Source organism: Corynebacterium sp. MSK004, assembly GCF_030232515.1.
GTDB classification, from domain to species: Bacteria; Actinomycetota; Actinomycetes; order Mycobacteriales; family Mycobacteriaceae; genus Corynebacterium; species Corynebacterium hesseae.
This window is the reverse complement of sequence record NZ_JASPKB010000001.1, coordinates 451,973-478,585: the sequence shown is the minus strand read 5'-3', so window position 1 is coordinate 478,585 and position 26,613 is coordinate 451,973. Positions and strand designations below refer to the sequence as shown.

The following is a 26,613-nucleotide window of genomic DNA, read 5'->3' as shown; positions in this document are numbered from 1 at the left end:
TCTCGCAATCAAGTAAACGGTGCCTTATGCGAAAACTATCACGAGGCGAGGGGCACAGGTAGAAAAGAAGCCGAGGAGGCTCGCTTCTTAGCGGACGTCCTCGGCTTGTTCTTAGGGCTTGCTGTTAGGGGATCTGCGCCTTAGGCGGAGGGGTAGGTGCCGTCTTCGGTGAGGCGCGCGGAGTCGTCGAGAAGCATGGCAATCTCGGCGGCCTTGGCGTCGCGTGCCGGGAGGCGGCGGCCTTCGATGACCTCGAAGAGCGGGGCGCGGCCCAGCATGCCGGCCTCGAAGCGGGCGCGGCCGGCACGCAGGCGCTGCTCGGCGCGCTCACGCCACTGGGCGGCGGCATCCGCCCCGCACTGCTGGGACACGGCCTGCTCGAACACGCCTGGGTGGGCGTAGACGATGAGCGCGCTGACGTGGCCGAAGCCGAGCGAGGTCAGCGCCGCTGCTTTCACGCTGTGGCCCGCCGCAGCGAGGTCCAGCGGGGAGCGTAGCCACACCAGGTTCGGCGCCTTCGGGGCGATGAGCGGGTCGACGCAGTCCAGGGACACATTCGCCGGGATGCGGTGCGTGCGGAAGACGTCGATGATGCCGCCGGTCTGGAAGAGCGCGGCACCCGCCTTGGAGTGGCCGGTGAGCGTCTTCTGGGAGATGACGAACATCGGCTGGTCCTCATCGCGCCCAATCGCCGGCCACAGCAGGGAGTGCAGCTCGGACTCGTTCGGGTCGTTGGCGCGGGAGATGAAGCGCTCGTCGATGCCGCCGGCGACCACGACGTCGGCCTTGCCCAGTGCACTCTTGCTGCATAACCAAGATAAAGATCCAGCCCACTCTCGACTAGGGCGAGGCGGGCTGAACGATTAAACGAAGCTTGTCACGGCGCACGACACCCCGCCAGACGGACGAACAAATGAGCAGGCAGTGAATGCGGTTGAATGGACGGTGTCAAGTTTTCGTGGCTGGGTGAATTTCATTGCATCATTAATTGCTTGTAGAAATCGCGTACATCGTGTAGGTTCACACGCAGCACTAACAGCCCGAAAGAAGAACGAGAAAGCTAAAGGAGGCGAACCGCGATGATGACCCATAACAATCAGCCGCTAGGACGCTTCTTTAAGCAACTCTTCTAATAGGCTGACTTGACCATTTCCCGGGAAAGCGGCCCTGCTTATCCCGGACGTTGGTGCCAGCCGCGCGACCCGCGCGCACAACTCACAAGTCAGCCGCCCAAGCAGGCCCTTTCTCACGAACTGCGTTACGTAAACGCAGAGAAAGGCTCTCTTATGCGCCTGCACAACTTCGCCTCCATTGTTGAAGACAAGACGGTGGCGCAGGCACAACTCGTCGCTGACCTGCCCTTCGTCTACCCACACGTGGCGCTCATGCCTGATGCCCACTTTGGCAAGGGCTCCTCGGTCGGCACCGTCTTCGGCACGCTGCGTGCCGTCATCCCGGCGGCCGTCGGCGTGGACATCGGCTGCGGCATGATTGCCGTGCGGACCCACCTCACGCACGCGGATATCCAGGACTTCGCGCTCGAGGACCTGCGCACCGCAGTCGAAGACTCCATTCCGCTCTCGCCCGGCAATTACAACGGTTGGATCATGGACCCGCGCACCGAGGCTCGTACGCGTGAGCTCGCGCAGCTGGCCCAGGACACCGGCGTGGATCTCGGCCACTCCAAAAACTGGCGTCAGCAGCTGGGCAGCTTGGGCGGTGGCAACCACTTCATCGAGCTGTGTCTCGACGAAGAGGACCGCGTCTGGCTGTTCCTGCATTCTGGCTCGCGCGGCGTGGGCAACAAGATTGCCCAGAAACACATCAAGGCCGCGCAGCGCCACTGCGAGAAGCATTGGATCCAGCTCGCGGACAAGGACCTGGCCTACCTCGTCGAGGGCACGGAAGAGTTCGACTCCTACATTGCGGATCTCCACTGGGCACAGCACTTTGCGCTGCTCAACCGCGATGAGATGATGGACCGCTTCCTCGACTGCGTCGCCACCTGGTCCGGCGCGGATCGCGAGACCCTCGAGCTCGAGCGCATCAATTGCCACCACAACTACACCCAGCGCGAGAACCACTACGGTAAGAACGTGTGGCTCACGCGTAAGGGCGCCATCAAGGCGGACGAAGGCGACCTCGGCCTCATCCCCGGCTCGATGGGCACCACTAGCTACGTCGTGGAAGGCAAGGGCTACCCGCCGGGCCTCAAGTCTGCGCCGCACGGCGCGGGTCGCGTCATGTCGCGCACCCAGGCCAAGGCCCGCTTCACCGAGGCGGACCTTGCCGCACGCATGGAAGGCATCGTCTACCGTCCCGGCGCCGAGTTCGTCGATGAGATTCCGGACGCCTACAAGGACATCGACTGCGTGATGGCCGATGCCGCCCAGCTCGTCGAGGTCAAGCACACCCTGCGCCAGATCCTCAACGTCAAGGGCACCTAACCTGCGCCATGATGGGACCGTCACTTTTAGTGACGGTCTCTTTTGAGCTTTCCGACGCCCCCTCCTCCTGCAGCGTCGCATCAGCACGACGCTTTGCCTTATGCAAGGAAACGAAGTGCGTGACCACTATTGATTACTGCTTATTTATCGCGAAGGGCTGGAACTGCTCGGCCGGTCGGAGGTGAAAGCTGAGTATTAAACTGCGTCGAGGCGAGTTGGCGTTCAGCATCGTCGACCAGCATGAAAACATCGTCAGCGAAGTAACCGAGAAGCCCGCCCGCACCGATGACTTTCTTACGTAGAATGCCAGCGTCGGTGAGTGAATCGAGAGCATCTCGGGCCGTGCTTGTCGATGAAATCCCCAGCTCGGACTTCACGATGGACACCGTGACCAAAGGCATGGCAGGAAGCTTCTTGAGCAGTTGGAACTCTGTCGAATTCGATTTCAATGCGCGCTTGCTTCCTTGCGCAGTGCGGTGGTGATTGACCTTGTCCATCCATTCTGCTTCTAGGGCGGCGACGCTATCCGCAAGTTCAGCTGCTTTGGTGGTGGCAACTTGTGCAGCCTCGACGAAGAAGGAGATCCATGCCAGCACGTCACCCTCGCGGAATTTCGTGAGTCCGTCGACGTAACGGTCACCGAGTGTTGCCAGAACCATACTGACGGGGAGAACTGCAGCATCGGTGAGCCCTCTGCGCTGCAAAAGTGCGTGAATCATGGCTCGCCCCACGCGTCCATTCCCATCCGGGAATGGGTGGATGGTCTCGAACTGTGCATGAACGAGCGCTGCTTGAACGAGCGCCGCGTGGTCTGCCCCGTTGAAGTATTCAATGAGATCGTCGAGGAGTCCTGGGACTTGTGTAGGAGGCGGGGGGACAAAAGCCGCATCGATGGGGTGATAGTCAGATCCGCCAATCCAGTTTTGAGTAGTACGTACTCCTTGCAAAGGCTTTTCTGCAACGAGCGCTGTCTGCATTGCAACAATGTCATCCAGGACCAGCTCGTCTTTGTAAGCCAAGTCTGTATTGATGGTGTCGAGGATGGCGACATTGCGGGCGACAGCTGTTGCGGATTCTTTGAAACCCCGAATTTCGGAGTCTGATTCGCGCGCGAGGATCGCCATGGCCACTTTGTCGGAGTTGGGAGCGATTCCCTCGATCCGGGAGGAAGCGACGGCCTCAGAACGGAGCAGGAGTCGCGCAACTCCTTCAAGGGAGTGGGTATTGTCTCTCATCCCAAGATTGTGAATCTCCCGCTCGATGCGAACGATACGTCGCGAGAGCTCGGACGGAAGCTTCAACGACATGCCTGCGAGGGGATCGGGAACGAAAGCGTGATACTTACCTCCTTGTTTGGCGCGTCGAGAAAGACCGCTGCCATCAGCGGGGATCCATTCCAATTCGACTGTCTTTGCCACAGTTGACTCCTCTCATGCGCTCGACGCATTGGGGATAAGACTTATCCCGGTAGATCGATTTCTTAGTTTACCGGGATAGCTGTTATCCCGGTGGACTGCGAGCGCAATGCGCCAGATAACTCTTATCGTGAGTCACTGCCTTGTTAAAGACGCTTGATACGGTCCTATGCTTCGTATGACACTGGATGAGTGGAAAAGATTAACGGAGTTCCAGTAACCGGTAAGATGCTTCAATGTTTTGCTGACGAGGCGGAAGCCGGATATAACCTCGAAGTCTTGTGTAAACGGGGACGGCCGAGTTGGTGAAGGCACATGACGCACTCGATAGGGAAGTGGACAAAGTATTTGGTGCTTCGCGAAAGCTGACCACCGAACGTCAACGCCAGGAGCTACTGTTCTCCAATTACGCGAAACTCACCAACAATTAACCCAACGCTTGTTCGAACATGCCGCGCCCATGTTTTGGGATGCGGTCCATGGTCGGGAACATGATTTTCCTCAACGAGTACAACGAACCCTGTAAGTTGTCCGTGATCGATACGTCTGCCGGCAAGATGGAGAGGGGGTTGCTATGAGGTGGCCAGCGCACTGCGCGCCACCGCATGCTTCCTCGAAACTTTAGAATTACTGCCTGATGTGCCGACTGTGCGGGATTGTCAGCGCGACGCAGACGAGCTAGCCAACATTGTCGACTCACTCTGCGACGAAGTCGCAGCCGACGAACGGCATCCCCTTAATCGATTCGGTGACGGGGTCGATGGTGGCCGAGGCTATTCAGCGGATGCTGGCTGGGGAGGCGATGTACTGAATTCGCAAGGACTGGAACGACCGCGGCCTCCTCGCTCCATGGGTGCGCGTGGTCGGACAGGGCACTGAAAGTGATGTGCGCAATCCTTCCACCAAAGGGTGCGTGAGTACCGACCGATTCTGCCGGACGGCACCCGCTCTAAGGCCTCACTGATGTAGGTGCAAGTGGCGTGGCCAGCGATCGTGGACGAGGACGCTTGGCAGCAGGTTTCCGATGAGCTTGACGCGAGGAAGCGGGTCCAGAACTTCTACCAGCCCGGCACCGGTACGGCGAAGCAACTGTACCCGTTATCAGATCTGATCAGCAGCTCGACATGTGGAACTGCGATGATTCACCGAGGTTCCGTCTATCGGTGCATCCAGCCGGCGCGCGGCGGGTGTCCACAGATCGATCCGCTCCGCCGAAATCTCCAAACTCGTGGAGGAGGCGGTGCTGGCAACGTTCAAGCAGAACCTCCTGAACCCCACCAAACGCCAAGCAACCGGCGGTGACTTGACTGCGCGGGGCAGGCTTACTGCGACGCTCGACGCGGACCGAGAGCGTCTAGTGCACCTGAATGATGGCCATTACGACGGGCTCGTCGATAAGGTCATGCGGGTGCGGCAACGCGCGCGAGTCGCGGGACGGATCGAAGCCACCCGCCGCGCCCAACTCGCACTGTGTGGCGCGAGACACCAAGAACCAGGTCGCCATGCTCCGCGCCGAGGCTGACGAACTCCGCAATCTCCCAGTGAACGATGTCGCACGCTTGATCGAGGTCAAACGTGCCGATCAAGAGCAGCAGTGACGGCAAGTGGCGAAACGGGAGCGGCAGATCAGAGAGCCGTTCGAGCACGACCGGTACCGCAGCGATCCGCGACGCGACGGGCCGACACCGGGCCTGTAGGCCAGCGCATCTCGGCAGCAAGCACGCCCTCAGAAGCTAGGGTGTGGGACCTGAATGCTCGGGTATACTAACGAAAGAGAGCGAACTTCTCTCCGAGAACGAGTTCAAAGGAGAAAGATATGGCCGTTTTTTACTCTTTCCACTACGACCGAGATGTTCATCGAGTGCAACTCATCGAACAGATGGGAGCACTCGAAGGGCAACCCATCCTTAATCATCAAGAATGGGAGACTGTCAAGAGCGGTGGCGACAATGCCATCAAAGAGTGGATCTCTGACAAGATGAAGTGGAAGTCAGCCGTCATCGTCCTTGTTGGCAAAGAAACTGCGTCGCGTGAATGGGTCCACTATGAGATCCAGAAGGCATGGGATGACAAGAAGCCTCTTCTCGGTATTCGGATCCATGGCCTGTCCTCAATGGGAAGTGTCGATTCATCAGGCCCCAACCCCTTTGACAGAGTCTCAGGCGTCTCAGGAGTTCCGATCTTTGATCCGACACAGACCGACTGGACAGGGAAGATCGATTCCAAAGCCACCTACAACTACCTGAAGGATCATTTGACGACATGGGCAACGCAGGGCAAGACTCGTCTGTGACGGCTGAACCCAATTGCCCGTTTTGCACAATTGTGCAACGGAACGATCCTGATGCGCGCGAGGTGTATCGGGACGATCAGGTGGTGGCATTCTTTCCCACGGAACCAGCCGTACTGGGCCACACCATGATCGTCCCGCGCGTGCATGTCCCGTTTATTTGGGAGTTGCGAGACGACGATGCCGAGCACATCGGTCTACTAATCTCGCGCATGTCACGGGTAATCGTGGAAACCATCGGGGCCGAAGGGCTTAACGTTATTCAGTCGAACGGCGAAGTCGCCACGCAGAGTGTCAACCACGTTCACGTCCATCTCGTTCCGAGATGGAAGGATGATGCCATCGGACGCATCTGGCCTCCGGAGACTCATTACTCTGAACACGCGAAAGATGAAACTTGGGACGCGCTTCGCGACGCTTGCAGAAGGCTTCGGCCATGACGGAGCGAGACGGACCGAAGACCAGGGCCACGAGCGAAACCGTTTGGCTAAAGCACCTCGACTACGTTCAAAGCGTCGTGTCTCGGATGGCCCATTCCTCGACGCAGGCGAAGAGCTGGCTCCTGCCAGTGGTCACCGCGACATTCGGATACGCGCTTACCCAACGATCAGGAACTGTGGCAATACTAGGAATCGCAGCTATTCTGCTCTTCGGCTACATGGATGCGAGTTACCTGCGGCAAGAGCGAGCGTACAGGCGACTTTATAATGCCATCGTTGCGGGAGAAAGGGTTCCCGAACTCTCGCTCGACCCGCATGATATCGACCGAAATATCCCAGACGCGGATGGCGATCCATCACCGCAGGACAGGGATGACAAAGGGCTAGGATTTTGGAAAAATTTGCGGACAGCCTTCTACGGCTGGTTTTTCTTTGATCCTAGAGTCTGGTTCTCGTGGTCGATCTTCCCCTTCTACGGCGGGTTCCTCGCCGTGGGAATCGCGGTTCTTTGGTATGCAGCCACCCACTGAGCCAAACGGCCCGCACTGAACAACGCCTCAACGTGACCTAGCCAGATTTACGCTTCCTCAAAACCAGCCCAGGGTTACACGACACCGCGATAGGTGACCTGAGCCACCATGTGCGACCATCGGTGAGGATGCCGTCGTAGCGAGACTTATCATGGGCCATTCGAGTCTTGGCATAGTCTTGGAGCTACTTAATGTAGCTGTAGTCACCCGTGAGGTTTGTCAGGGGTTTCTCACGCCAATGTGAGGCCGGAAAGACGAAGCTGGCATTACACCAGGTAAGCCTTGTTATGCTTATCGAAGGTTTGTCTGTGGTGGCCCTTGATCGTGGTCTTGCCCGGTTGAGCTGTAGATTTTCGTGAATTGGTAAAGGGAATAGAGGCGTCACAATGGCAAAGTTGAACCTGCGCGCAGTCGAGGAACGAACGTCGAAACTAGGTGGCCGTGCCGAATATGATCGCGAGTTCTTGTTCGATTTGCTCGAAGCCTATGGTCGCGCCAAATCTTCAATTACGCGACTGCGGTCGGGAAACCTCGATGTCGCGCAGGATCCTTCGCGAGAAGTAGCGCAGAAGAATGTCGTTTACTTCCATGAATCAGAACCGGGGCAGGCTTTCGATGATCTTGTTCGGCTGTCGACTGCGGCTCACGTCACTCGGTATACTCCGCGCTTTGTCATCGCCACGGATTATTCAGAGCTTGTTGCGCTTGATATGAAGACGCAGGAGAATCTCAAGACTCCGATTGGTCAAATTGATCAGCACTTCACGTTCTTCCTTCCGTGGGCGGGCATGGAGAAAGTCCAGTATGTCAGCGATTCGCATGCTGATGTTCGTGCCGCAGAGAAGATGGGAAAGCTCTTCGATGAGCTTTTCGAGGCAAATCCGAACCTTGCGGACGGAAAGGCTGGCGTTCACAGCCTTAACGTATTCTTTACTCGCCTTTTGTTCTGCTTCTTTGCGGAAGATACCGGCATCTTTGCACCGGACGTGTTTACGACTGCAATTGGTTCGCAGACTCAGACCGATGGCAGCGATATGCGTGATTTTCTCATCGCAGTTTTCCATGCATTAGATACTGCTAAGGCTGACGATAAGCCTGCCAATTTGAGGGACTTCCCATATGTCAATGGTCGCTTATTTAGCGAAACAGCTGACATATCTGTTCCAAAATTCACCGGAAAGGCTCGCCAGCACCTGATTGAGCTCGGTAATTTGAACTGGAAAGATATCAACCCGGACATTTTTGGCTCGATGTTTCAAGCGGTTGTTACTCCCGGCCAACGCTCGGACATGGGCCAGCACTATACTTCGGTGCCTAATATCCTGAAGACTATTGAGCCGCTGTTCCTTGATGAGCTTAAGGATGAATTCGATGCGTCATTCGATAGCATTCCGCGATTGAACAGACTTTACGATCGCATTGCACTGATTAAGGTATTTGATCCGGCCTGTGGCTCAGGAAATTTCCTTGTTATCGCATATAAAGAACTACGCCGGCTGGAGCACTCAATCCTCGAGCGACTGGCTTTACTAGATCAAAGGCACAGCGTGCTTTGGTCCGACTCGCGCATCAGCATTGAGAACTTTTACGGTATTGAAATCGATGATTTCGCTGTCGAGATCGCAGTCTTGTCAATGTGGATTGCTAAACATCAAATGAATACGGAGTTTAAAGATAAATTTGGTACCGAAATTCCGCTCATTCCTCTGAGGGAGACGGGGCGCATTCAGGCTGGAAACGCAACACGTCTTGATTGGAAACAAGTTTGCCCAAATGGCGGAAACGAGGAACTCTATCTTATTGGAAACCCGCCCTACGGAGGTTCTCGGAAGGTAAGTACAGAACAAAAGTCGGATTTCCCGTATGTCTTTGGTGATCGACCTTTTTCAAAAAACCTTGACTACATTTCGCTTTGGTTTATCAAAGGGGCAGGTTACATTGCTGGTACTCTTGCAGAGCTGTCTTTCGTAGCCACAAATTCCGTTGTTCAAGGTGAACACGTCGGATTGATGTTCCCGATGATATTTGATAAAGGCGTTGAAATTAGCTATGCATATACTTCGTTTAAGTGGGAAAATAATGCAAAACATAACGCGGGTGTGACTGTTGTTGTCATTGGAATGAGGGCTGTTTCAGAAAAGAAGAAATATCTATTTAGCGGTAACGCTCGAATTGAGGTGTCCTCGATTAATGGTTATTTGGCCGATGCAGAGAATGTGTTTGTATACCGACGCACATCGCCGCTTTCTTCTCAGCTCCCGCAAATGGCGTTTGGTTCTGTGCCGCGCGACGGTAAGCATCTTCAATTGTCCGTTTTTGATTCAGAACAACTGTTAACTGAGAACGTTAATGCCAAGAAATTTGTGAAGAAATACTTGGGGTCATCAGAGTTTATCAACGGGAACGATAGATTTTGTCTTTGGATAGATGATAGTGATGTAGCTGAAGCGCGAAGCGTTAAGTTCATCCAGAAACGCCTCGAGCAAGTAGCAGCGGAACGAAAGCGAAGTACTTCTAAGGTTGCTAACGAATTTGCTGACCTGCCGCATCGATTTTGGCACCGTGCTTATAAGCCCACTGATTCGATTATCGTGCCTAGGGTCTCTTCAGAACGTCGCGAATACATCCCAATCGGATATCTTGGGCCAGATACGGTGGTTTCAGACGCGGCATTTGCCGTTTACGATGCAGAGCCCTGGTTGTTTGCGCTCCTCACATCGAAGATGCACATGGTCTGGGTCCGGGCCGTTGGCGGCAAGATGAAGACTGACTACCGATATTCCAATACGATCGTGTACAACAACTTTCCTGTTCCAGAGTTATCGGCCCAAGCGAAGAATGAGCTTTCGCAGCGCGCACTTCGAGTGCTTGATGTTCGTGAGTATCACAGTGAATTCACGCTTGCCGAACTTTATGACCCGGATAAAATGCCGGATAATTTGCGGCAAGCGCATGCTGAGGTAGACGCTGCTGTCGATAAGCTTTTTTCCGCTCGCCCGTTCGAGAGCGATGAGGCTCGACTGTCCGTGCTCTTTGCTATGTATAAAGAGGCAATTGAAGCGGAAGAAGCTGCGGGAGCGAAAGGTAAGCGGAAGAAATGAGTGCGAAGAGCTTTAGTCAGGCGGTAGAAAACGTGGTCACCGTTGAATATGCGCAGTCGGGTACGTCAGTTAACACTGATGGAATGGGCATGCGCGAGATGCAGCGTCGTGTCTTTGAAGAGCGCGCAGCTCAGTATTTGCTGATTAAGGCGCCGCCGGCATCGGGAAAGTCGCGCGCGTTGATGTTTGTGTCTTTGGACAAACTGTTCAATCAGGGACGTAAGAAGGTAATCGTTGCCGTGCCAGAGCGCTCTATTGGCGCGTCGTTCGCTAGTACACAGCTGATGGCGAACGGGTTCTTCGCGGATTGGGAAGTCAAGGATTCCAATAATCTCTGCACACCTGGAGCCTCGGCGAGCAAGGTCGATGCATTTATCAAGTTCTTGCATGGACCTGATCCGATTCTGGTGTGTACGCATGCGACGCTGCGCTTTGCGTTTGAGAAATTGGCTCCGGAAGACTTCAACGGGGCAGTTCTCGCAATCGATGAGTTTCACCATGTCTCTGCGGATACGGAATCAAACCGATTGGCTGCGCTTTTACATGACGTGATGAGAGGCTCGGATGCCCATATTGTGGCGATGACGGGTTCCTACTTCCGTGGCGATACCATGCCGGTGCTTGCTCCTGAGGACGAAGCTAAATTCACTCCGGTGACGTTTACGTATTATGACCAGCTCAACGGCTATACGTATCTGAAGTCGCTTGGCATTGGACACCATTTCTACCAGGGCCGCTATACCGATGCGTTGGATGAAGTCCTTGATCTTGATCGGAAGACGATTCTTCACATCCCTAACGTGAATTCGGGTGAGTCCACCAAGGACAAGATTGAAGAAGTCAACACCGTCATCGACATCATTGGAGATGTTGAGTCAGTCGATGCGGAATCAGGCATTATCAACGTTTGCCGTCGCGATACCGGTGAGATCCTGCGCGTCGCCGATTTGGTTGATGATTCCAACCCGAAACGTCGTGCCGAGACGCTGTTGTATCTGACTGACGTGGCGGCAAAGCAGCGCGATGGAGTAGACATCATCATTGCCCTTGGCATGGCGAAGGAAGGCTTTGACTGGCCTTACGCGGAGCACGCCTTGACTGTTGGCTACCGAGCATCGTTGACGGAAATAATCCAGATCATTGGGCGCGTGACCCGTGATGTGGAAGGGAAAGCCCACGCTCAGTTTACGAACCTTATCGCTGAGCCCGACGCAGGTCAGGACGAAGTCACTGTTTCGGTGAACAATATTCTGAAGGCAATTACTGCCTCGTTGCTTATGGAACAGGTACTGGCACCCAACTTTGATTTCAAGAAGAAGAAGGACCGAGACGACAAATCTACTGCGGGTAAGATTAAGGTGTTTGGCTTCCAAGAACCATCCACTGAGAGAGTGAAGCAGATCGTCGAGGCGGATCTCAATGATCTGAAAGCTACGATTCTTCAGGACGATACGTTTGCACGCGCAGCGATCGGCGGGTCAGAACCAGAGACAGCGAACAAAATCCTTATCCCGAAAATCATCCGAGAGAAATACCCGGATCTGAACGATACCGAGGTAGAGGAAGTTCGACAGCGGATTGTCGTCGATTCTGTTGTGAAGACTGGCCGCGTTCGCGAAGTCGGCGACAAGCGGTTCATCGAGCTCGCTAATCGTTTCGTGAATATTGATGAGCTGAGCATTAATCTGATTGACTCGATTAATCCCTTCCAGCGGGCATTTGAAGTGCTTTCGAAGTCGGTTACGCCGTCGGTGCTTAAACTGATTTCCGACAGCATTGACCTGACACGTATTGCACTGACGCCGAATGAAGCGATGAAGCTCTTCCCCACGATTCAAGATTGGGCGAAGGTTAATGGACGTAGGCCGGACCGTCGTTCCAAGGACGCTACGGAAAGGCTTTATGGTAACGCATTGATGGTGCTACAGCAGCTGAAGCGCGAGCAAAAGAGAAAGGAGCTAGCCGGAGATGAATGATGACTTCGACGCAGCAGCTTTTGCGGAGCTTCTCGCTAGTGATACCGGCGGTTTGCTTGATGCGCCAGCGAAGCCAAAGCCGGTTACTTCGAGCGATAGGCTGGAACGCAGCTTTTTAGAGATTGTGGAGTTCTATCGCGAACACCAACGTGTGCCGTCCTCAGAGACTCTGGATATTGCAGAGCGCAAGCTGGGAGCACGACTCGATGGTTTTCGTGCGGCTCCGGAACGAGCTGCTGCGGTTGCTCACCTCGATGAGTTTGAGCTACTCGCGAAGCCAGAGATTGATTCTTACGAGGATCTTTTGGCGAATGATGACCTTGATCTTCTTGACGATGAAAGCGATATTTTTGATACTTCATCGCTGCCTGTAATCGCTGAGCGCCGGAGTGCTAAAGAAGTTTCTCGTCGTGTTAAGGCAAAGAACTTCGAAGAGTTTGAGCCGCTCTTCAAGCAGATGCATGCGGATCTGGCATCTGGTGAATTCGTCATTAGGGACTTCGCTGGCGAGGACACGATCAAGGAAGGCCAATTCTTCATTCTGGCTGGCGTGATGCTCTTCGTTGCAGAAGTTGGTGAGGACGAAATCGTGGCCAGCGGAAGCACAACAAAGAAGAAGCAGCGTCTCCGCGTCATTTTTGAAAACGGTACCGAAGGATCCATGTATAGACAGTCGTTGTCTATTCGCTTCTATTTGCAGGACGGACGCTCGATTGTACGTTCAGGATTTGATGCTTCAGAAATCGGGGACGCCGACGTTGAGAGCGGACATGTGTACGTGCTGCGCTCACTCAGCGAAGACCCGCAGATTTCTTCGATTGAGAACCTGTACAAGATTGGGTTCTCTCGCAATCCGGTGAAGAAGCGGATCGCGAATGCGGAGAAAGAGCCGACATTTTTGATGGCGCCAGTTCATATCGAGGAGGATTACCGCGTCTATAATTTGCGTCCCTCTTCACTGGAGAGTTTGCTACATCGGGTGTTTGGCAGCGTTCGATTGAATGTTTCACAGGTAGGCATTGACGGGCGTATGTACAACCCACACGAGTGGTTTGTGGCTCCGCTGCCGGTTATCAACCAGGCGATCAAGATGATTTTGACCGGTGACATTGTCAACGTTGTTTATGACCCCGCGCAAGAACAGCTAGTACCTCGCGAAGATTGAGGTCGGCATATTTTTAAAATGTAGCGAGGGACGGCTTAACTAAGGGAGTCGAAGCTTGAACAGGTAGTCAATAGTTCGGCACGACTCTTGACTTGTAGGTGGATCGAAAGTCAAAAATCTGGTTTTGAAGGAGATTGGTTCTTGCAACAGGATGATTTCTTTGAATGGATTGACGTGTTCGATGGCTTGGTAGAAAGGCAAGTACAACGAATTAATCGGAAGTTGCTTGAGGAAGTTAGAAACGGGACTTCCAGCCGAGCTGACTTGGAAGTCGTCGTTCCCCTAACTCAAATTGTCCGAGATGAATTTACAGTGCGTGGGACATCTGGAAGTCGTCGGCTTTCGGAAGAAGAACTTGCGACGTGTCGTCGTTCATTGTAATCCGTAGCAATACGCTTGAGATTTAACTTGGATATTCCTTTTAAGGATGAGTCTTCGTTTAAAGACTATTGGAAACAGAACGGTGCTGAAGGAAGCTATCAAGCTAGACGGCAGATTCTTAGCGCAATATTTGATCCGTTTGAGAGGCATGTCGAAGGCCTCGAAGATGCGCAGCTTCAAGGAAAACTGGCTTCTCCTGTTAGTCCGCGGGATTCTACCGGATGGGTGCGGATTGATACAGAAATCAAGGAGCTCCGTGAGAAGTTTGCTTTTGCAAATACTCAAAGTGACTTCAGCGATGTCGGTAATCGGGTGGTTCGCATTCTCGACGAATTGAACCGCGTAGCCTTTGACGAAACTCGTCACTTACGGGATAGTGATGATGCGAATAGATTTAATGAGGGAAACTCAAAAAATCGGCTGGAACGAGTTGTTGACGTAGAACTTCCAGGACCAGCGAATAGTGAACTGCGTAGTTTTGTTCGTAAGGCAATTGCGTTAGCGCATTCGATAAAACACGCACCGAACTCATCGCGCCGTGAAGCTGGCATAATCGCTGATTCCGTAATCATGCTTGTCAATATTTTTCGGCGGATGTTCCAAAGCGCGTGATGCAATATTTAATTGAAAAGAGTCGGTGAGCAAACATCGTCGCGACATAGAGCGAAACGGTGCTTGGTCAAAAGTAAAGGGCCAGTTCAAGTACGAACTGGCCCTAATTGCTAACGACTACACACTCGGGAACTCCCCGTTTGCGCCCAGGCGCGCATCGGCGTCGAGGAGCATGGAGATTTCCGCGGCCTTGTCGGCGTCGACGAGGCCGTAGCCGTCAATCATCACCTTGGCGTCGCGTGCTGGGAGGCGGCGGCCGTCGATGACCTCGAAGAGCGGTGCGCGGCCGAGCATGCCGGCCTCGAAGTGGGCGCGGCCGGCGCGCAGGCGCTGCTCGGCGCGCTTCCGCCACTCGGCAGCGGCATCCGCCCCACGCTGCTGGGACACGGCCTGCTCGAACACGCCTGGGTGGGCGTAGACGATGAGCGCGCTGACGTGGCCGAAGCCGAGCGAGGTCAGTGCCGCTGCCTTCACGCTGTGGCCCGCAGAGCCGAGGTCCAGCGGGGAACGCAGCCACACCAGGTTCGGCGCCTTCGGTGCGATGAGTGGGTCAACACAATCCAGGGACACGTTCGCCGGGATGCGGTGCGTGCGGAAGACGTCGATGATGCCGCCGGTTTGGAAGAGCGCGGCACCCGCCTTGGAGTGACCGGTGAGCGTCTTCTGGGAAATGACGAACATCGGTTGATCCGCGTCGCGCCCGATGGCCGGCCACAGGATGGAGTGCAGCTCCGACTCGTTGGGGTCGTTGGCGTTGGTGGAGGTGTCGTGCTTGGACAGGACGCTGACGTCGTTTGGCGTCAGGCCCAGACCGCGCAGCGAGCGCGCCAGGCGGGAGTTCTCCCGGCCGCGGCCAGCGCCCAGCGCACCCAGGCCCGGGGCCGGGATGGAGGTGTGGGCGCCGTCGCCATAGGAGGCAGCGTGCGCGACCACCGCGAGCACCGGCAGTCCTAAGTCGGCTGCTAGTGAGGCGCGAACTAGCAGGACCGTGCCGCCGCCCTCGCCTTCGAGGAAGCCGCCGCGGCGGCGGTCGTTGGCGCGGGAGATGAAGCGATCATCGATTCCCTTGGCTGTCATCTTCGCGGTCTCCGCGGTGGCGTTCATGTCACCGAAGCCCTGGAGGGATTCCACCTGGACATCGTCGATGCCGCCGGCCACGACCACATCGGCTTTGCCCAGGGCGATCTTGTCCACGGCCTCCTCAATCGACACCGCCGCGGTAGCGCAGGCGCCGATGGGGTGAATCATGGAGCCGTAGCCGCCCACCAGGGACTGCATGGTGTGCGCCGCGATGACGTTCGGCAGGGCTTCCTGCAGGATGTCGGACGGGCGCTCCTCGCCGAGGAAGCGGGTGACGAAGACCTTGTGCAGGGACTCCATGCCGCCGATGCCGGTGCCCTGCGTGGTGGCCACCTGACCCGGGTGAATGGAGCGCAGCAGCTCTGCCGGGGAGAAGCCGGCCTGGGTGAAGGCATCCACCGCGCTGACCAGGGTCCACACCGCCATGCGGTCCAAGGAATCCAGCATGTGCTCCGGGATTCCCCACTTGGCGGCGTCGAAGTCATCCGGCATCTGCGCGGCGACGGTGCGGGTCAGCGTGGCCTTGCGCGGCACCTTAACGGTGGCACCCTGGCGGCGGGTGATCTGCCATTCGCCGTCTACTTCGGCGATGCTGACGAACTCTGGGTCCGCCTCCTGGATATCGCGTGCGGTGGCCTCCGAATCCACGGTGAAGGTGACGTCGCGGTCCAGGAAGACGGTGGTCAGGTCGATGGAGCCGCTGTCGGTGAGGTGGTACTTATCGGTCAGCGTGCGCACGCCGGAGCGTGCGACGACCTCATCGCGGAAGCGCTCGAAGATGTCCTCTTCGGCAATCTCTTCATCGCTCTCCACCACGAACCAACCCGGGTGTGGGTCTTCGCGCCATTCCACCAGCCCGGTCATCCAGGCCAGCTCCAGCACACCGGCGGCGGTGAGCTCTGCGGAACCATCGCGCTGCAGGCCATACTCGGCCTCGAAGCGTGTGCGGCCGGAGCCCCACGAGGAGACCTCGCCGATACCGGCGATGACCACCATGTCCTCCAGGTCCGTGGTGACCTGGCCAACTTCTTCCTCCAGGCCTGGCTGAACCGCCTGCACCTGGTTGGGCAGCGCGGTGATGGTCGCGGGAGCCTCCTTATCCTCGTGCGGATCGACGTCAGCCGGCTCCACATCTGCGGCGAGCTCGGTGAGAGAGAAGCCCTCCAGGCCGCCGGTGAGGTCCTTCTCCACCGGGGCATGCGCTGCTTGCGCGCGCGAGTCGGCGCTGGCCAGGTCCATGAGCTCGGTGGAAATCTCCTCCGGGCTCCACACCTTGATGCCGGCCTTCTCGGCGGCGGGCACCAGCCCATCGTTGCCGCCCATGAGGTGCGTGCCAGCCACCCAGCCGATCTTGGCCTGCGCCAGGGTGACACCCTGCGGCCAGCCGGCTTCGACCTTCCACTTGTTGAGGATGGCATCGAGTGCCGCCTTGACCTCGCCGTAGGCGCCGTCGCCACCGAAGGTGCCGCGGTTGGGCGAGCCCGGCAGGACGACATGGCAGCGCTTGTCGACGTCCCCCTGACTCAACCTCGCCAGCCCCGCAATGGTGCGCTCGACGGACCACAGCAACAGGCGGGCCTGCGTCTCGGTCGTTCCGGAGGCATCCGCCAGCGAGCCGGAGACACTCGGCGCGGCGAAGGGGAAGGCCAGCGTCGGGGTCAGCGCAGGCTTGAGAATCTTGACCTCGTTGCCCACGGACTCGCGCTGCTCAGTGCCGATCCAGTCGATGAGGGCGTCAATATCACGGAAGCTCGACAGGTTCGCCGGGACCAGCCACAGGGCGGAACCGGCGGCGCCGTGCTCGGCGTAGAGCGTGCGCGCGAACTCCTTGCGGGCCTGGCTGACACGGGAGGCGGTCATGATGACGGTCGCGCCGCCCTCCAGCAGGCGCTCCACCAGTGCGGTGGCGATGGAACCAGGCGCAGCGCCCGTGACCAGGGCGACCTCACCGGCGAACGCGCCGGGGGTGGTGTCCACGGCGGCCTGCGCGATGTCTTCGCGCTTCCACCAGCGGGCCTGGCGAGCTAGATCCTCGCCGGCACCGCGGAAGCTGTCCACTGGGTACTCGGCCTGGCCCAGCGCCACGCGGGCGAGGCGCTCGCGGGCGATGGCCCAGGAATCGTCGAAAAGCACGGCCTTGTTCGCATCGAAGGAGGGCGTGACGGACTTGAGCCAGCCGGAGCCGAGCTCTGCCTCAACGGCATCGATGACGGTGGTGTCAGGGGCCTCGATGAGCTCCGGTTCGGAGTCCAAGCCCAGCTGGGAGAGAAGCTGACGGGCGGCTGTAGCCAGCACGCCGTTCTCACCGGTGACGGTCTCGGCGAAGGCATCGAACGCAGCGGAGTCAACCACGGCACCGCCACCGGCGCCACCGGCGGCCGCGCCCTTGGATACGGATGCACCGTGGGTAGCGGCGACGGCCTGGACGGCGGCGTCGATCAGCTCGTGTGCCGCGGGCTTCGAGGTAGCGCTCGCCGGCACGGTGTTCAGCGATCCGCCGCGCACCGAGTCCTCCTCGCGGGAGCCGAGCAGGATTTCTGCCTCGACGTGGGCAACCCAGGACTCGGGCAGGCCCCAGGTGCCGGTGACGTAGTCCGCCACGGCGGTGGGCTTGAGGCCCGCAGCGCCGAAGAGCTGGCGCAGGCGCGCACCGACGGCCTCACCCAGCACCGGGCCGAACGCGGAGTAGCCCGGGGCGGCGGTGGCGACCTTCTCGCGCAGCGTAGCCACGTCGGCATCGGCGGCGCCATCGATGGCCGGCACGCCGACTTCCGCGGACATGTCCATGAGCAGCTGGTTACGTCGGGAGGACACACCGTTGGTCAGCTCCTCCACGGTGTCGGAGTCCGTGATCTGGTCCACGCGAATCTTGTTCTGGAAGGCGAAGAGCACCATGATGGCCTCCGCCGCGCCGAAGCGCAGCTCGGGGGCGTCGCTCGCAGCTGCGGCGGTAGGTGTAGGGGTCGGTGCTGGCGCTGCCTCAGCCGGAACTTCGGCTGGTGCTTCGCTCGCTTGTGGTGCCTCTTCGGCGTCGGATTCCGTAGCGGGTTCGGCGGCGGGGGCTTCGGAGACGTCGGCAAGCATGACCTGCTCTTGGTCGCGCTCCACGTTGAGCACGCGGATGGTGCCCTCCGGGATGCCGGCGACGGCTAGCGAGCGGGTGGCCAGGTTGGTCAGGGTCGGGGAAGAAGCCAGGCCGACCTCGATGATCTGCTCGACCTTGCCAAAGAGGAGGTCCTGGGTCTCAATCCAGCGCACAGGTGAGGCGAACTGCCAGGACAGCAGCTCAATGAGCAGCAGGCGGGCGAGCTCGTGCTCGGAGAGGTCCTCCACCTTCAGCCCGTCCAGCTTGCCGGAGGGTGCCAGCGGGGCCACGGCGTCGACGAAGTCCTGGGTGAGCTCGAAGGGGCGGGCCACCAGGTTCGGGATATAGCGGCCTACCAGGGCATCGAGGTCCAGCTCCTGTGGCAGGAGCTCGTCGAGTTTTTCGGCGAAGGCCGGAACACCCTCGCGCAGCACGCGGGAGTGGAAAGGCACGTCGATGCCCGGGACCATGACCGCCGCGCGCGGGGCGATGGCATTGGCCTTGTCCACCAGGGCCTTGAGCCCCTTCTTGGTGCCGGCGACGGAGTACTGCTGACCGCGGATGTTGTAGTTAACAATCTCCAGGAACTCGCCGGTGGCCTCGGCGACCTCAGCCACCCAAGCGTCGACGCTGTCGGCATCAATACCAGCCATGTTCGGGCGCAGTGCCGCCATGGCGTATTCGGAGTTACCCTCCGCGTCGCGCGGGACCAGGCTGCCCATGGCGGAGCCGCGGGAGTAGACGATGTCGATGACACCCTCGAGGTCGAAGATATTCGCCAGCGAGGCCAGCGCTGTGTACTCGCCCAGGGAGTGGCCGGCGAAGTAGGAGGTCGGCGCCAGAGCGTCCTCGGCGCGCAGGCGCTCGGTCTGGGCATAGGCCACCACGGCCAGGGCCACCTGCGTGAACTGGGTCAGGTGCAGCACACCCTGCGGGTGGCGGAAGGTAGTTCCGCGAACGGTGAGCTCCGTCGGGTTCTCATCGATGATCTTCTGGATGCTAAAGCCCAGGTTCTCGCGGGTATGCGCATCGGCACGGCGCCACGCCTCGCGCGCTGCCGGGGAGGCCTGGCGGTCGCCCTTGCCCATGCCTTCGGCCTGGATGCCCTGGCCGGGGTAGACGTACGCCGTGGTCGGCGCGGCGAGCAGAGCCTGGCCGCGGGAGACCACCTCGCCGTCGATGCGGCAGGTGACCTCGAGGGCCTCATGGATACCCTTGCGGCCGACGCGCTCGACGGTGACCTCGATGTCATCGCCCAGCTGCACCATGCCGTACATGGAGTAGGTCCAGCCCACCACGCGGCCGTGGCGTCCGGCCACTTGCTGCGCGGCGGCCGAGAGCCACATGCCGTGCACCAGCGGTGCCTGCAGGTTCACCAGTTGGGCAGCGTTATAGGAAGTGTGGATCGGGTTATAGTCGCCGGAGACCAGCGCGAAGGGCGTCATGTCCTGCGGGGCGGTGACGGTGGCGCGGTCGATAAAGGAGCGCGGAGTCGGCACCACCTTGGTGGCGGACTTGCCGCCGCCCCACTCCGGTGCCTGGCTCGGCGCGGCGGTGCCGGTGGCGCGGCCGCGGATGGCAAAGCGGTGCATCTGCGTGGCCACGACATCACCGGAAGCGTGATCCTTGAGCTCCAGCTCCACCGTGACGATGCGCCCGGAGACGGATTCCTCGATGGCGGTGCAGGAGGAGGTGACGTCGATCTGGCGGCCGTCGGCAAGCTGCTCCAGCGGCACGCGCACGTCGATGACGTGGTCCAGGTGCACCGCGTTGAGCAGGCCCTCGATGACGGGGTAGCCATCCTCCAAGCGCCCGGAGCCGAGCGCGGCATAGATGGCCGGCCAGCAGGGACCGACCAGAACATCCGGGGTGCCGGCCTTCTCGGCTGCAGCATCGCCGCAGGTCACCGCGCTGTGTGCGGAGAGCAGCGAGGCGGGGAAGTGGAAGGAGTAGCCAGACTCGACGGTGGGCATCTCCGTGATCTCATCGCCCTGCTCCGCCGTGGAGCCGACACCAGCCAGGCCCTCCAGGAGGGTGAAGACGGAGTTGGGCAGGCGCTCCTCGGAGACCACCGGGGAGCCACCCGTGGCCACGTCCTCCGGCAAGTCTACTGGGACGGTGACCTCGCGAACGTAGAAGGGGCGCTGCTCCTCCGGCAGGTCATCCCAGTAGGAATCCGCGGTGATGACGATCTCCCAGTTGCCCTCGGCATCCTGGCGCAGGTCGAAGGCGTTCTCATCCATCTCATAAGCCGGGTTGGCCATGAGGTGGCCGTGCCACAGCAGGGTAGGAGAAGTACGCAGGAACGCGGCCTCATCGGCGGCGGAGTTCAGGCGGGAGAAAGCCTTCTGCGGCTTGACCCCCTGCTCCAGCAGCGCATCCGTGGTGGCCTGCTCGAAGCGGGCAAGCAGGTCCGCCACGGGCTCGTTCTTCTTGGTAATGCCGGCCACGGCCACGGGGCCGGGGATGATGCGCACCTGGTCAGCGGTGTAGCGCTCATCCTGTGCCTGCCAGAGGGTGTCCTTGCCAAACCAGGACTTCAGGTCACCGTCCAGGGCCGGTACCCACGGCATGGGCTTGACGTGCTTGTAGTGCAGGGAAATCCACCAGGCGGCATCGCGCGCGGAGACCTCGGTGCTGCGCGCGGCGGGGTATTCGGCCAGCAGCTTGGCGACGGCCCGCGGGGCATCGTGGACGTCCTCAACGCTGGTGAAGAGGGTTTCAATCTGGCCGTGGTCCGCCGGGTTGAGGCGGGCTTCGACGCGGTGGAGGAGATCGAGGAAGCGGTCATCCCAACTGGGATCCACGAACGGGTGGGCCAGCTCCACGAAACGCTCCAGCCACTCGGCGTAGGTCATGGATTCCACATCGCCGAAGTAGGGTTTGCAGGTCTTGGCCAGGGCATCGATGATCTCCTGGCGGTGCGCCGGGTAGTCCTCGATGCTCAGGGAAGTAATCAGGCGCGAGGCCGCCGCGAAGGAATTATCCAGGTCGTGGATGTCCGCCAGCAGGTGGGACTGGGAGGACGCCACGCCATGCGCTCCGGTTCCGCGGCCGACCCAGCCATCATTGTCCTCTGGGGAAATGCCGGTGGTATTGACCAGCAGGTCCTTCACCGAATCGGTGGCCTTAGCTTCCTTGGTGGCCATGGCGACGGTGCCGATGAAGACGGCGTCGACAGGCATAGCGGGCAGGCCGTGCTTTATCGCCCACTCGCCGGTGAGGTAGGAGGTGGCGCGGTCCGGAGAGGCGATGCCGCCGCCGACTGCCAGGTAGACGTTGGGGTGCTGGCGGATTTCGGCGTAGGTATCCAGCAGCATGTCATCCAGGTTGACCCAGGAGTGGTGGCCGCCGGCGTGGCCGTCCTCGACCTGCATGATGATGCGGTCCTCCGGGTAGGCCGTGGCGATGGCCAGCACATCCCGGATCTGCTTTGCGGTACCGGGCTTGAAGGAGATGAAGGGGAAACCGTCGGTGTGGAGGCGGTCCATCAGTTCGCCGGCTTCCTCTACCTCCGGAATGCCGGCGGAGATGCACACGCCGTTGAAAGCCGCACCGGCCGCGCGGGCCTTGGGCACGATGCGCGCTTGGCCAAAGTGCAGGTTCCACAGGAAGCGGTCGAAGAACATGGTGTTGAACTGTGCCGTGCGTCCGGGGCGCAGGTGCTTTTCCATGGTGGCCAGGTGCGAGCGGAAGACCTCATCGGAGTACATGCCGCCGCCGGCCATCTCCGTCCAGTGCCCGGCGTTGGCCGCCGCGGCGACGATCTCACCATCGGCAGACGTCGGCGTCATGCCGCCCAGCATGATGGGGGACAGGCCCGTGAGATCGGAGAAGCGGGTCTGGGTGTAGGTGCGGCCATTGGGAAGCTCGATGGTGCGCGGGGCGAAGTCGGCGTAGTTGAGGGCCTTGGGCAGTTCAGTGCCTGGTGTGGCCAGCGCATTGAGCTCCTGCGGGGTGGCGGCCGAGACCACAGTCACCCCGGTTCCCTGCACCACGCGGCGGGTGATGTTCGCCAAGGCGCGGTCCAGGACAATGAGGTGCTCGGAGTTGAGTGCGGCCAGCGTGGCCGGCCAATCATGTTCGTTGACCAGGATGGCCTCGGCCTGCGCGCGGGCCTCATCCACGTCGAGGCCGCACTTCTGAGCCAGCGCCACGGTGCGCTCGGCCGCCATGGCCAGCACCGGGTTGTGGAAGGGAAGGGCCACGGGCAGCTCATCGAAACGAGGGCTGAGCTCATCGCCGCCGATGGTGCGCTTCTCCAGCTCGGCGTTGAAGCCCTTGACGGCCTCCTCGATGGCGGTGCGGGTGGCGGCCAGGTCCTCCGGGCTGCCGGAAAGTGCGAAGTGGCGGCGGCCGTTGACCACGGCGATGGCGGCGGTGCCGTGCAGATGCTCAGTGACGAAGCCGCGCTCCAGGCCACGGACAGACAGCATCTGGGAGCGCGGATCGGAGCCATTGACCGCACTGGCAGCGGTCCCCATCAGGATGGCCAGGGCGAGGGCGTGCGCCGGCTTGTCGACGGCCAACGCGCCCAAGCTTCCCTGCGAATGCCCAGCGCGCTCATCGATGTCGACGCCTAGGTCACGCAGCTGCTCGATGGCGGCAATCTGGCCCAGGACGATGCCCGGGATGGATACCGCAGGCAGCGAGTCGAGGGTAGTGGACTCGGTGGAACCAGCGATGAGCTGCTCGAGGCGCTCCAGCGCGCCGGGGCAGGTGGAGGCGATGGTGCGTGCGGCGGGGCCGGTGAGGCTGCGGGCTTGGGCGAGGGCCTCACGTAGGGATTCGGCAGTGGCGGCAGTCTGCGCGGCGGTGGCGATGAAACCTTGCCAATCGGAGCCTTGTCCGGCGAAAAGCACGGCCGGGCGGGGCATGGAATGCAGCATAGTTACAGGCATCTTTCCTCTTTTGAGCTGATGGGGAACGGTGTGATGAAGAGCTGCGGGCAGACTTAGTTAGCCCTACAGAACAATCATGATGAGCCACCGTAGTCGAAGCCCTTGCGCATAGGTGTCTCCCGCGCGGAAAATGTGAGGTTTTTCTCACGTTTGGGTTGTGGGGGTACTCGCCGCGTCTCCGCCGCGCGAAGTTGCGCAACCTTTTGTATTCTTGGCCTCACTGCAGCGGCTCGGGGAGGAGCAGGGGTGGCTCAGCATCGGTTCGCGCAGCATGAAAGAAAAGAAAAACAAGGGGGGACTATGTCTCAATCAGCAACCGAGAAAACAAACAAGACACCAGCTCGGCTCAGCAAAAGCCGAGTAATCAAAACTATGACCAAGCTGGCCGGAAAGCTGGAGGAAGATTCCTCCACCGGCTTGCCCACCATCAGAATTGCCGGCGGGCTCTTAAGCATCGACGTCAACGAGGACAAGGGCGGCCTCTGTGTCTTCGGGTATTGGGGCGGTGCAGTGCGGTTCAACCCGGACCGGCAGCCTTTGCGCATGGAGGTCAATGATCTCAACGGCGGTGGACTCTCTGGCAACCTCGTTGCCGAGCCCTGCGGAAGCTCCACTATGCATACCCACCTGCTGGTCCTCGCGCCGCCTTATCTGCCGTCGACGGCCACGAATGCCCAGCTCAAGAGCATTATCGCGGGCTATGCGGCCGAAATGTCGGCGGTCTTCGCGCGCCTGGATGAGCAGTTTCCGGAAGAGCCCTCCAAGCCACGGAAGGGGTCTGGGCTTAAGCCGGTATCGCCCCACTATTTCAGCGAGGCCTATGGGGTTTCAGCGGTGGGGATGTGGCGAGTGTACGAGCGCGCCACGCGCCTGGCAATGATCGGCACGCCCGTTCACGTGGTGGACCACCGGAATGGGGTCGTGAGCATCCTTATCAATGAACACGCGATCACTATTGAATCCGCTCGTGATGGCTCCGGGGATATTGAACTCCGCCTCGTCACGCCCTCCGGCCGCTGTGCGTGCGACCTTGATGCGCTCGTGCGCTGGGCCGAGTTCATGAATGATGATCAATATGTCTACTCCGCGCGCATCGAGGTGGTAAACCTCGATGGCGGCGATGAGCAGGACCTCGTGCTGGTGACCACGGCCCGTATTCCCACGAAGTGGGGCTATACCGATGAGCAGCTGGACTGGCAGCTCAGTGCGTTGGTGAGCCAGCTTGTCCGGGTGGGTGAAGCGTTCTACCGAACCTTCAATCCCACGCGCGTGATGCGCTATATCGACCGGGCTGCCTAGGCCGGTGCTTGTTCTCCGAGCAGCTTCAAAAGGTCCTTCTGTACTTCGCGGCGGCGGACCTTCCCCAGCTGGTCGGAGGCCAGGTGCTCGAAGTGGTAGAAGGTGCGCGGCACCTTGTAGCGGGTCAGGCGCTCGCGGCAGTAGTCCTTGAGTCCCTCCGGGTCGAGCACCGCGCCGTCCTCCAGGATGATGCAGGCTACGACGTCCTCGGATCCATCCGCGCGCGGACGGCCGACGACGGCCACGTTGGTGACGTCTGGGTGCTGGCGGATCACGTCTTCCACCTCGGCCGGGTAAATGTTGAAGCCGCCGGTAATGATCATTTCCTTGATGCGGGAGACGATCTTGATGAAGCCATCGGACTCCATAACTGCCATGTCACCCGTGCGGTACCAGCCGTCGTGGAAAGCCTGCTCGGTGGCTTCCGGCATGTTGAAGTAGCCCTTGAATACCTGCGGTCCGCGCACGAGGAGCTCGCCCGCGGTGCCATCCGGCTGGGTTTCATCGAGGTTGTTCGGGTTGCCGATGCGCACCTCGGTATCCGGGAAGGGGATGCCGATGTAGCCGGGGCGGCGATTCTTGTTGAGTGGGTTCGCGGCCACGATCGGCGAGGTTTCCGTGAGCCCGTAGCCTTCTACGAGTAGGCCGCCGGTGACCGTTTCCCATTCCTCAACGATCTCCGCCGGTAGCGCTGCTGCGCCCGACAGGCTGTGCTCGATACCGTGCAGATCGATGCCCTGTTCCTGAGCCGCCTCCATGACCTTGGCGTAGATCGTGGGCACGCCCGGCATCCAGGTGGGGAGGCGCTTCTTCATGATCTCGAGGAGAAGCGGCACCTTGGGAGCTGGGGTGAGGACGAGCTCGCCGCCGATGTGCACGCCGAGGGCGGCGATGAGGGTGAGTCCATAGACGTGGAAGAGGGGGAGGGCGGCGAGCATGCGCTCGGGCTTCTTGCCCAATTCGGGCACCCATGCTTCCGCCATCTTCATGTTGCAATACAGGTTGGAGTGGGTCAGCTCCGCGCCTTTGGGCCTGCCGGTGGTTCCGGATGTGTAGAGAATGAGTGCGGTGTCATTGAGATCGACCTTCGCATCCTCCAGCTTGTAGCCCTGCCCGCCGATGGCGCGCCCCGTGAGCACGTTCCACGGCACGGTATTGGGAGCGGCAACTGAGAGCTCCGCGCGCTTGTCCTTGATGAAGGGAAGCGGCAAGCGTAATAGCAGCTGCTTGCGGCGCGGCATGGCCTCGATCATGTTGACCGTAACAATCGTTTCGAGTGGCGTAGAATCGCGAAGCTTCTCAAAGGTGGGGCTCGCCTTATCCCAGACCACGGCCACGCGGGCGGCGTGATCCTGGAAGAGGGGCTCGAGCTCAGCCGCGGTGTAGAGCGGGTTGTGCTCCACGACGGTCGCCCCCAGTTTCAGGATGGCGTAGAACACCGCCACGTGTTGGGGGCAGTTGGGCAGTGCTACGGCGACGCGATCACCAGGACGGATGCCAAAGGCCTTGAGGCCCGCTGCGGCGGCGCGCACGTGGGTATCGAGTTCGCGGTAGGTCATCTGGTGACCGAAGAACCACGTCGCCGGCCTGTCGCCGAATTCCTCCACGGTCTCTCGGTAGGAGTCCAAAAGCGTTTCGGTGCCGTAGTCCAGATTAGGTTTAGTCCACTCAGGGTAGTACTGGAGCCAGGCTTTCGTCTCAAAAGCGGAAGAGGCCTGAGCAGGGGCTTCGGTCATGTTCGCGAACTCCTTAGGTGGTCAAACTTGTTATGTGTGAAACAGTATAACTAATTTGTGACAGGAGTCTCGCAAATCTTTGCAAAGTTGCTTACGGTAACGAAACCTTTTCGGGATAAATCAATAGCCCCGGTGATGTGCGTTTATCACGCAGG

At 59.5% G+C, this 26,613-nt stretch carries 14 protein-coding genes and 1 pseudogene; 10 read left to right on the top strand and 5 right to left on the bottom strand.

Features of this window, described 5'->3' with window-relative positions:
* Positions 1 to 140: 140 nt before the first annotated feature.
* Positions 141 to 743: pseudogene (locus QP999_RS02255) on the bottom strand (hypothetical protein); the annotation flags it as partial.
* A 543-nt stretch (positions 744 to 1,286) separates the two neighbouring features.
* On the opposite strand from QP999_RS02255, the gene QP999_RS02250 reads away from it, so the two are divergent.
* On the top strand, positions 1,287 to 2,447 hold the full coding sequence (locus QP999_RS02250) for an RtcB family protein (protein ID WP_042529098.1): 1,161 nt from the start codon (positions 1,287 to 1,289) through the stop codon (positions 2,445 to 2,447).
* A gap of 140 nt (positions 2,448 to 2,587) precedes the next feature.
* Here the strand turns inward: QP999_RS02250 and QP999_RS02245 are convergent, their stop codons facing one another.
* A complete protein-coding gene (locus QP999_RS02245; RefSeq protein WP_284847567.1) occupies positions 2,588 to 3,865 on the bottom strand; it encodes a Fic family protein in 1,278 nt (425 codons plus the stop codon).
* Positions 3,866 to 4,167: 302 nt separating this feature from the next.
* On the opposite strand from QP999_RS02245, the gene QP999_RS13390 reads away from it, so the two are divergent.
* Positions 4,168 to 4,293: a type IIL restriction-modification enzyme MmeI gene (locus tag QP999_RS13390; protein WP_350309526.1), complete on the top strand. Its 126-nt coding sequence runs from the start codon at positions 4,168 to 4,170 to the stop codon at positions 4,291 to 4,293.
* Positions 4,294 to 5,216: 923 nt separating this feature from the next.
* Here the strand turns inward: QP999_RS13390 and QP999_RS02240 are convergent.
* Positions 5,217 to 5,366, bottom strand: coding sequence for a hypothetical protein (locus QP999_RS02240; protein ID WP_158010524.1), 150 nt, complete (start codon positions 5,364 to 5,366; stop codon positions 5,217 to 5,219).
* A gap of 312 nt (positions 5,367 to 5,678) precedes the next feature.
* Here QP999_RS02240 and QP999_RS02235 point away from each other — a divergent pair, with 312 nt between their 5' ends.
* From QP999_RS02235 to QP999_RS02205, 7 genes are all read left to right on the top strand, one after another.
* Positions 5,679 to 6,155, top strand: a complete 477-nt coding sequence (locus QP999_RS02235) for a TIR domain-containing protein (protein WP_070510573.1) — start codon at positions 5,679 to 5,681, stop codon at positions 6,153 to 6,155.
* Positions 6,125 to 6,592: an HIT family protein gene (locus tag QP999_RS02230; protein ID WP_070682426.1), complete on the top strand. Its 468-nt coding sequence runs from the start codon at positions 6,125 to 6,127 to the stop codon at positions 6,590 to 6,592. Before QP999_RS02235 ends, QP999_RS02230 begins: the two co-directional genes overlap by 31 nt.
* Positions 6,589 to 7,122, top strand: coding sequence for a hypothetical protein (locus tag QP999_RS02225; protein ID WP_070510576.1), 534 nt, complete (start codon positions 6,589 to 6,591; stop codon positions 7,120 to 7,122). The genes QP999_RS02230 and QP999_RS02225 overlap by 4 nt, the downstream gene beginning before the upstream one ends.
* 386 nt (positions 7,123 to 7,508) lie before the next feature.
* Positions 7,509 to 10,223 carry a DNA methyltransferase gene (locus QP999_RS02220; protein ID WP_284847566.1) on the top strand — a complete coding sequence of 905 codons (2,715 nt, stop codon included), beginning with the start codon at positions 7,509 to 7,511 and terminating at the stop codon, positions 10,221 to 10,223.
* Entirely contained in the window at positions 10,220 to 12,199 is a 1,980-nt protein-coding gene (locus QP999_RS02215) for a DEAD/DEAH box helicase (protein WP_284847565.1), read from the top strand. The genes QP999_RS02220 and QP999_RS02215 overlap by 4 nt, the downstream gene beginning before the upstream one ends.
* Positions 12,192 to 13,364: a GIY-YIG nuclease family protein gene (locus QP999_RS02210; RefSeq protein WP_284847564.1), complete on the top strand. Its 1,173-nt coding sequence runs from the start codon at positions 12,192 to 12,194 to the stop codon at positions 13,362 to 13,364. Before QP999_RS02215 ends, QP999_RS02210 begins: the two co-directional genes overlap by 8 nt.
* A gap of 408 nt (positions 13,365 to 13,772) precedes the next feature.
* Positions 13,773 to 14,357 (top strand): hypothetical protein, encoded by a 585-nt coding sequence (locus QP999_RS02205; protein ID WP_284847563.1) that lies wholly within the window; start codon positions 13,773 to 13,775, stop codon positions 14,355 to 14,357.
* Between the two features lie 117 nt (positions 14,358 to 14,474).
* Here QP999_RS02205 and QP999_RS02200 read toward each other — a convergent pair whose 3' ends face one another.
* Entirely contained in the window at positions 14,475 to 23,423 is an 8,949-nt protein-coding gene (locus QP999_RS02200; RefSeq protein ID WP_284847562.1) for a type I polyketide synthase, read from the bottom strand.
* 372 nt (positions 23,424 to 23,795) lie between these two features.
* Between QP999_RS02200 and QP999_RS02195 the strand changes: the two genes are divergently transcribed.
* Entirely contained in the window at positions 23,796 to 24,722 is a 927-nt protein-coding gene (locus QP999_RS02195) for a hypothetical protein (RefSeq protein WP_070561564.1), read from the top strand.
* Here the strand turns inward: QP999_RS02195 and QP999_RS02190 are convergent.
* Complete coding sequence (locus QP999_RS02190; protein WP_070708069.1) at positions 24,719 to 26,458, bottom strand: long-chain-fatty-acid--CoA ligase; 1,740 nt, start codon at positions 26,456 to 26,458, stop codon at positions 24,719 to 24,721. The two genes, QP999_RS02195 and QP999_RS02190, sit on opposite strands and share 4 nt — an antisense overlap.
* Positions 26,459 to 26,613 lie beyond the last annotated feature (155 nt).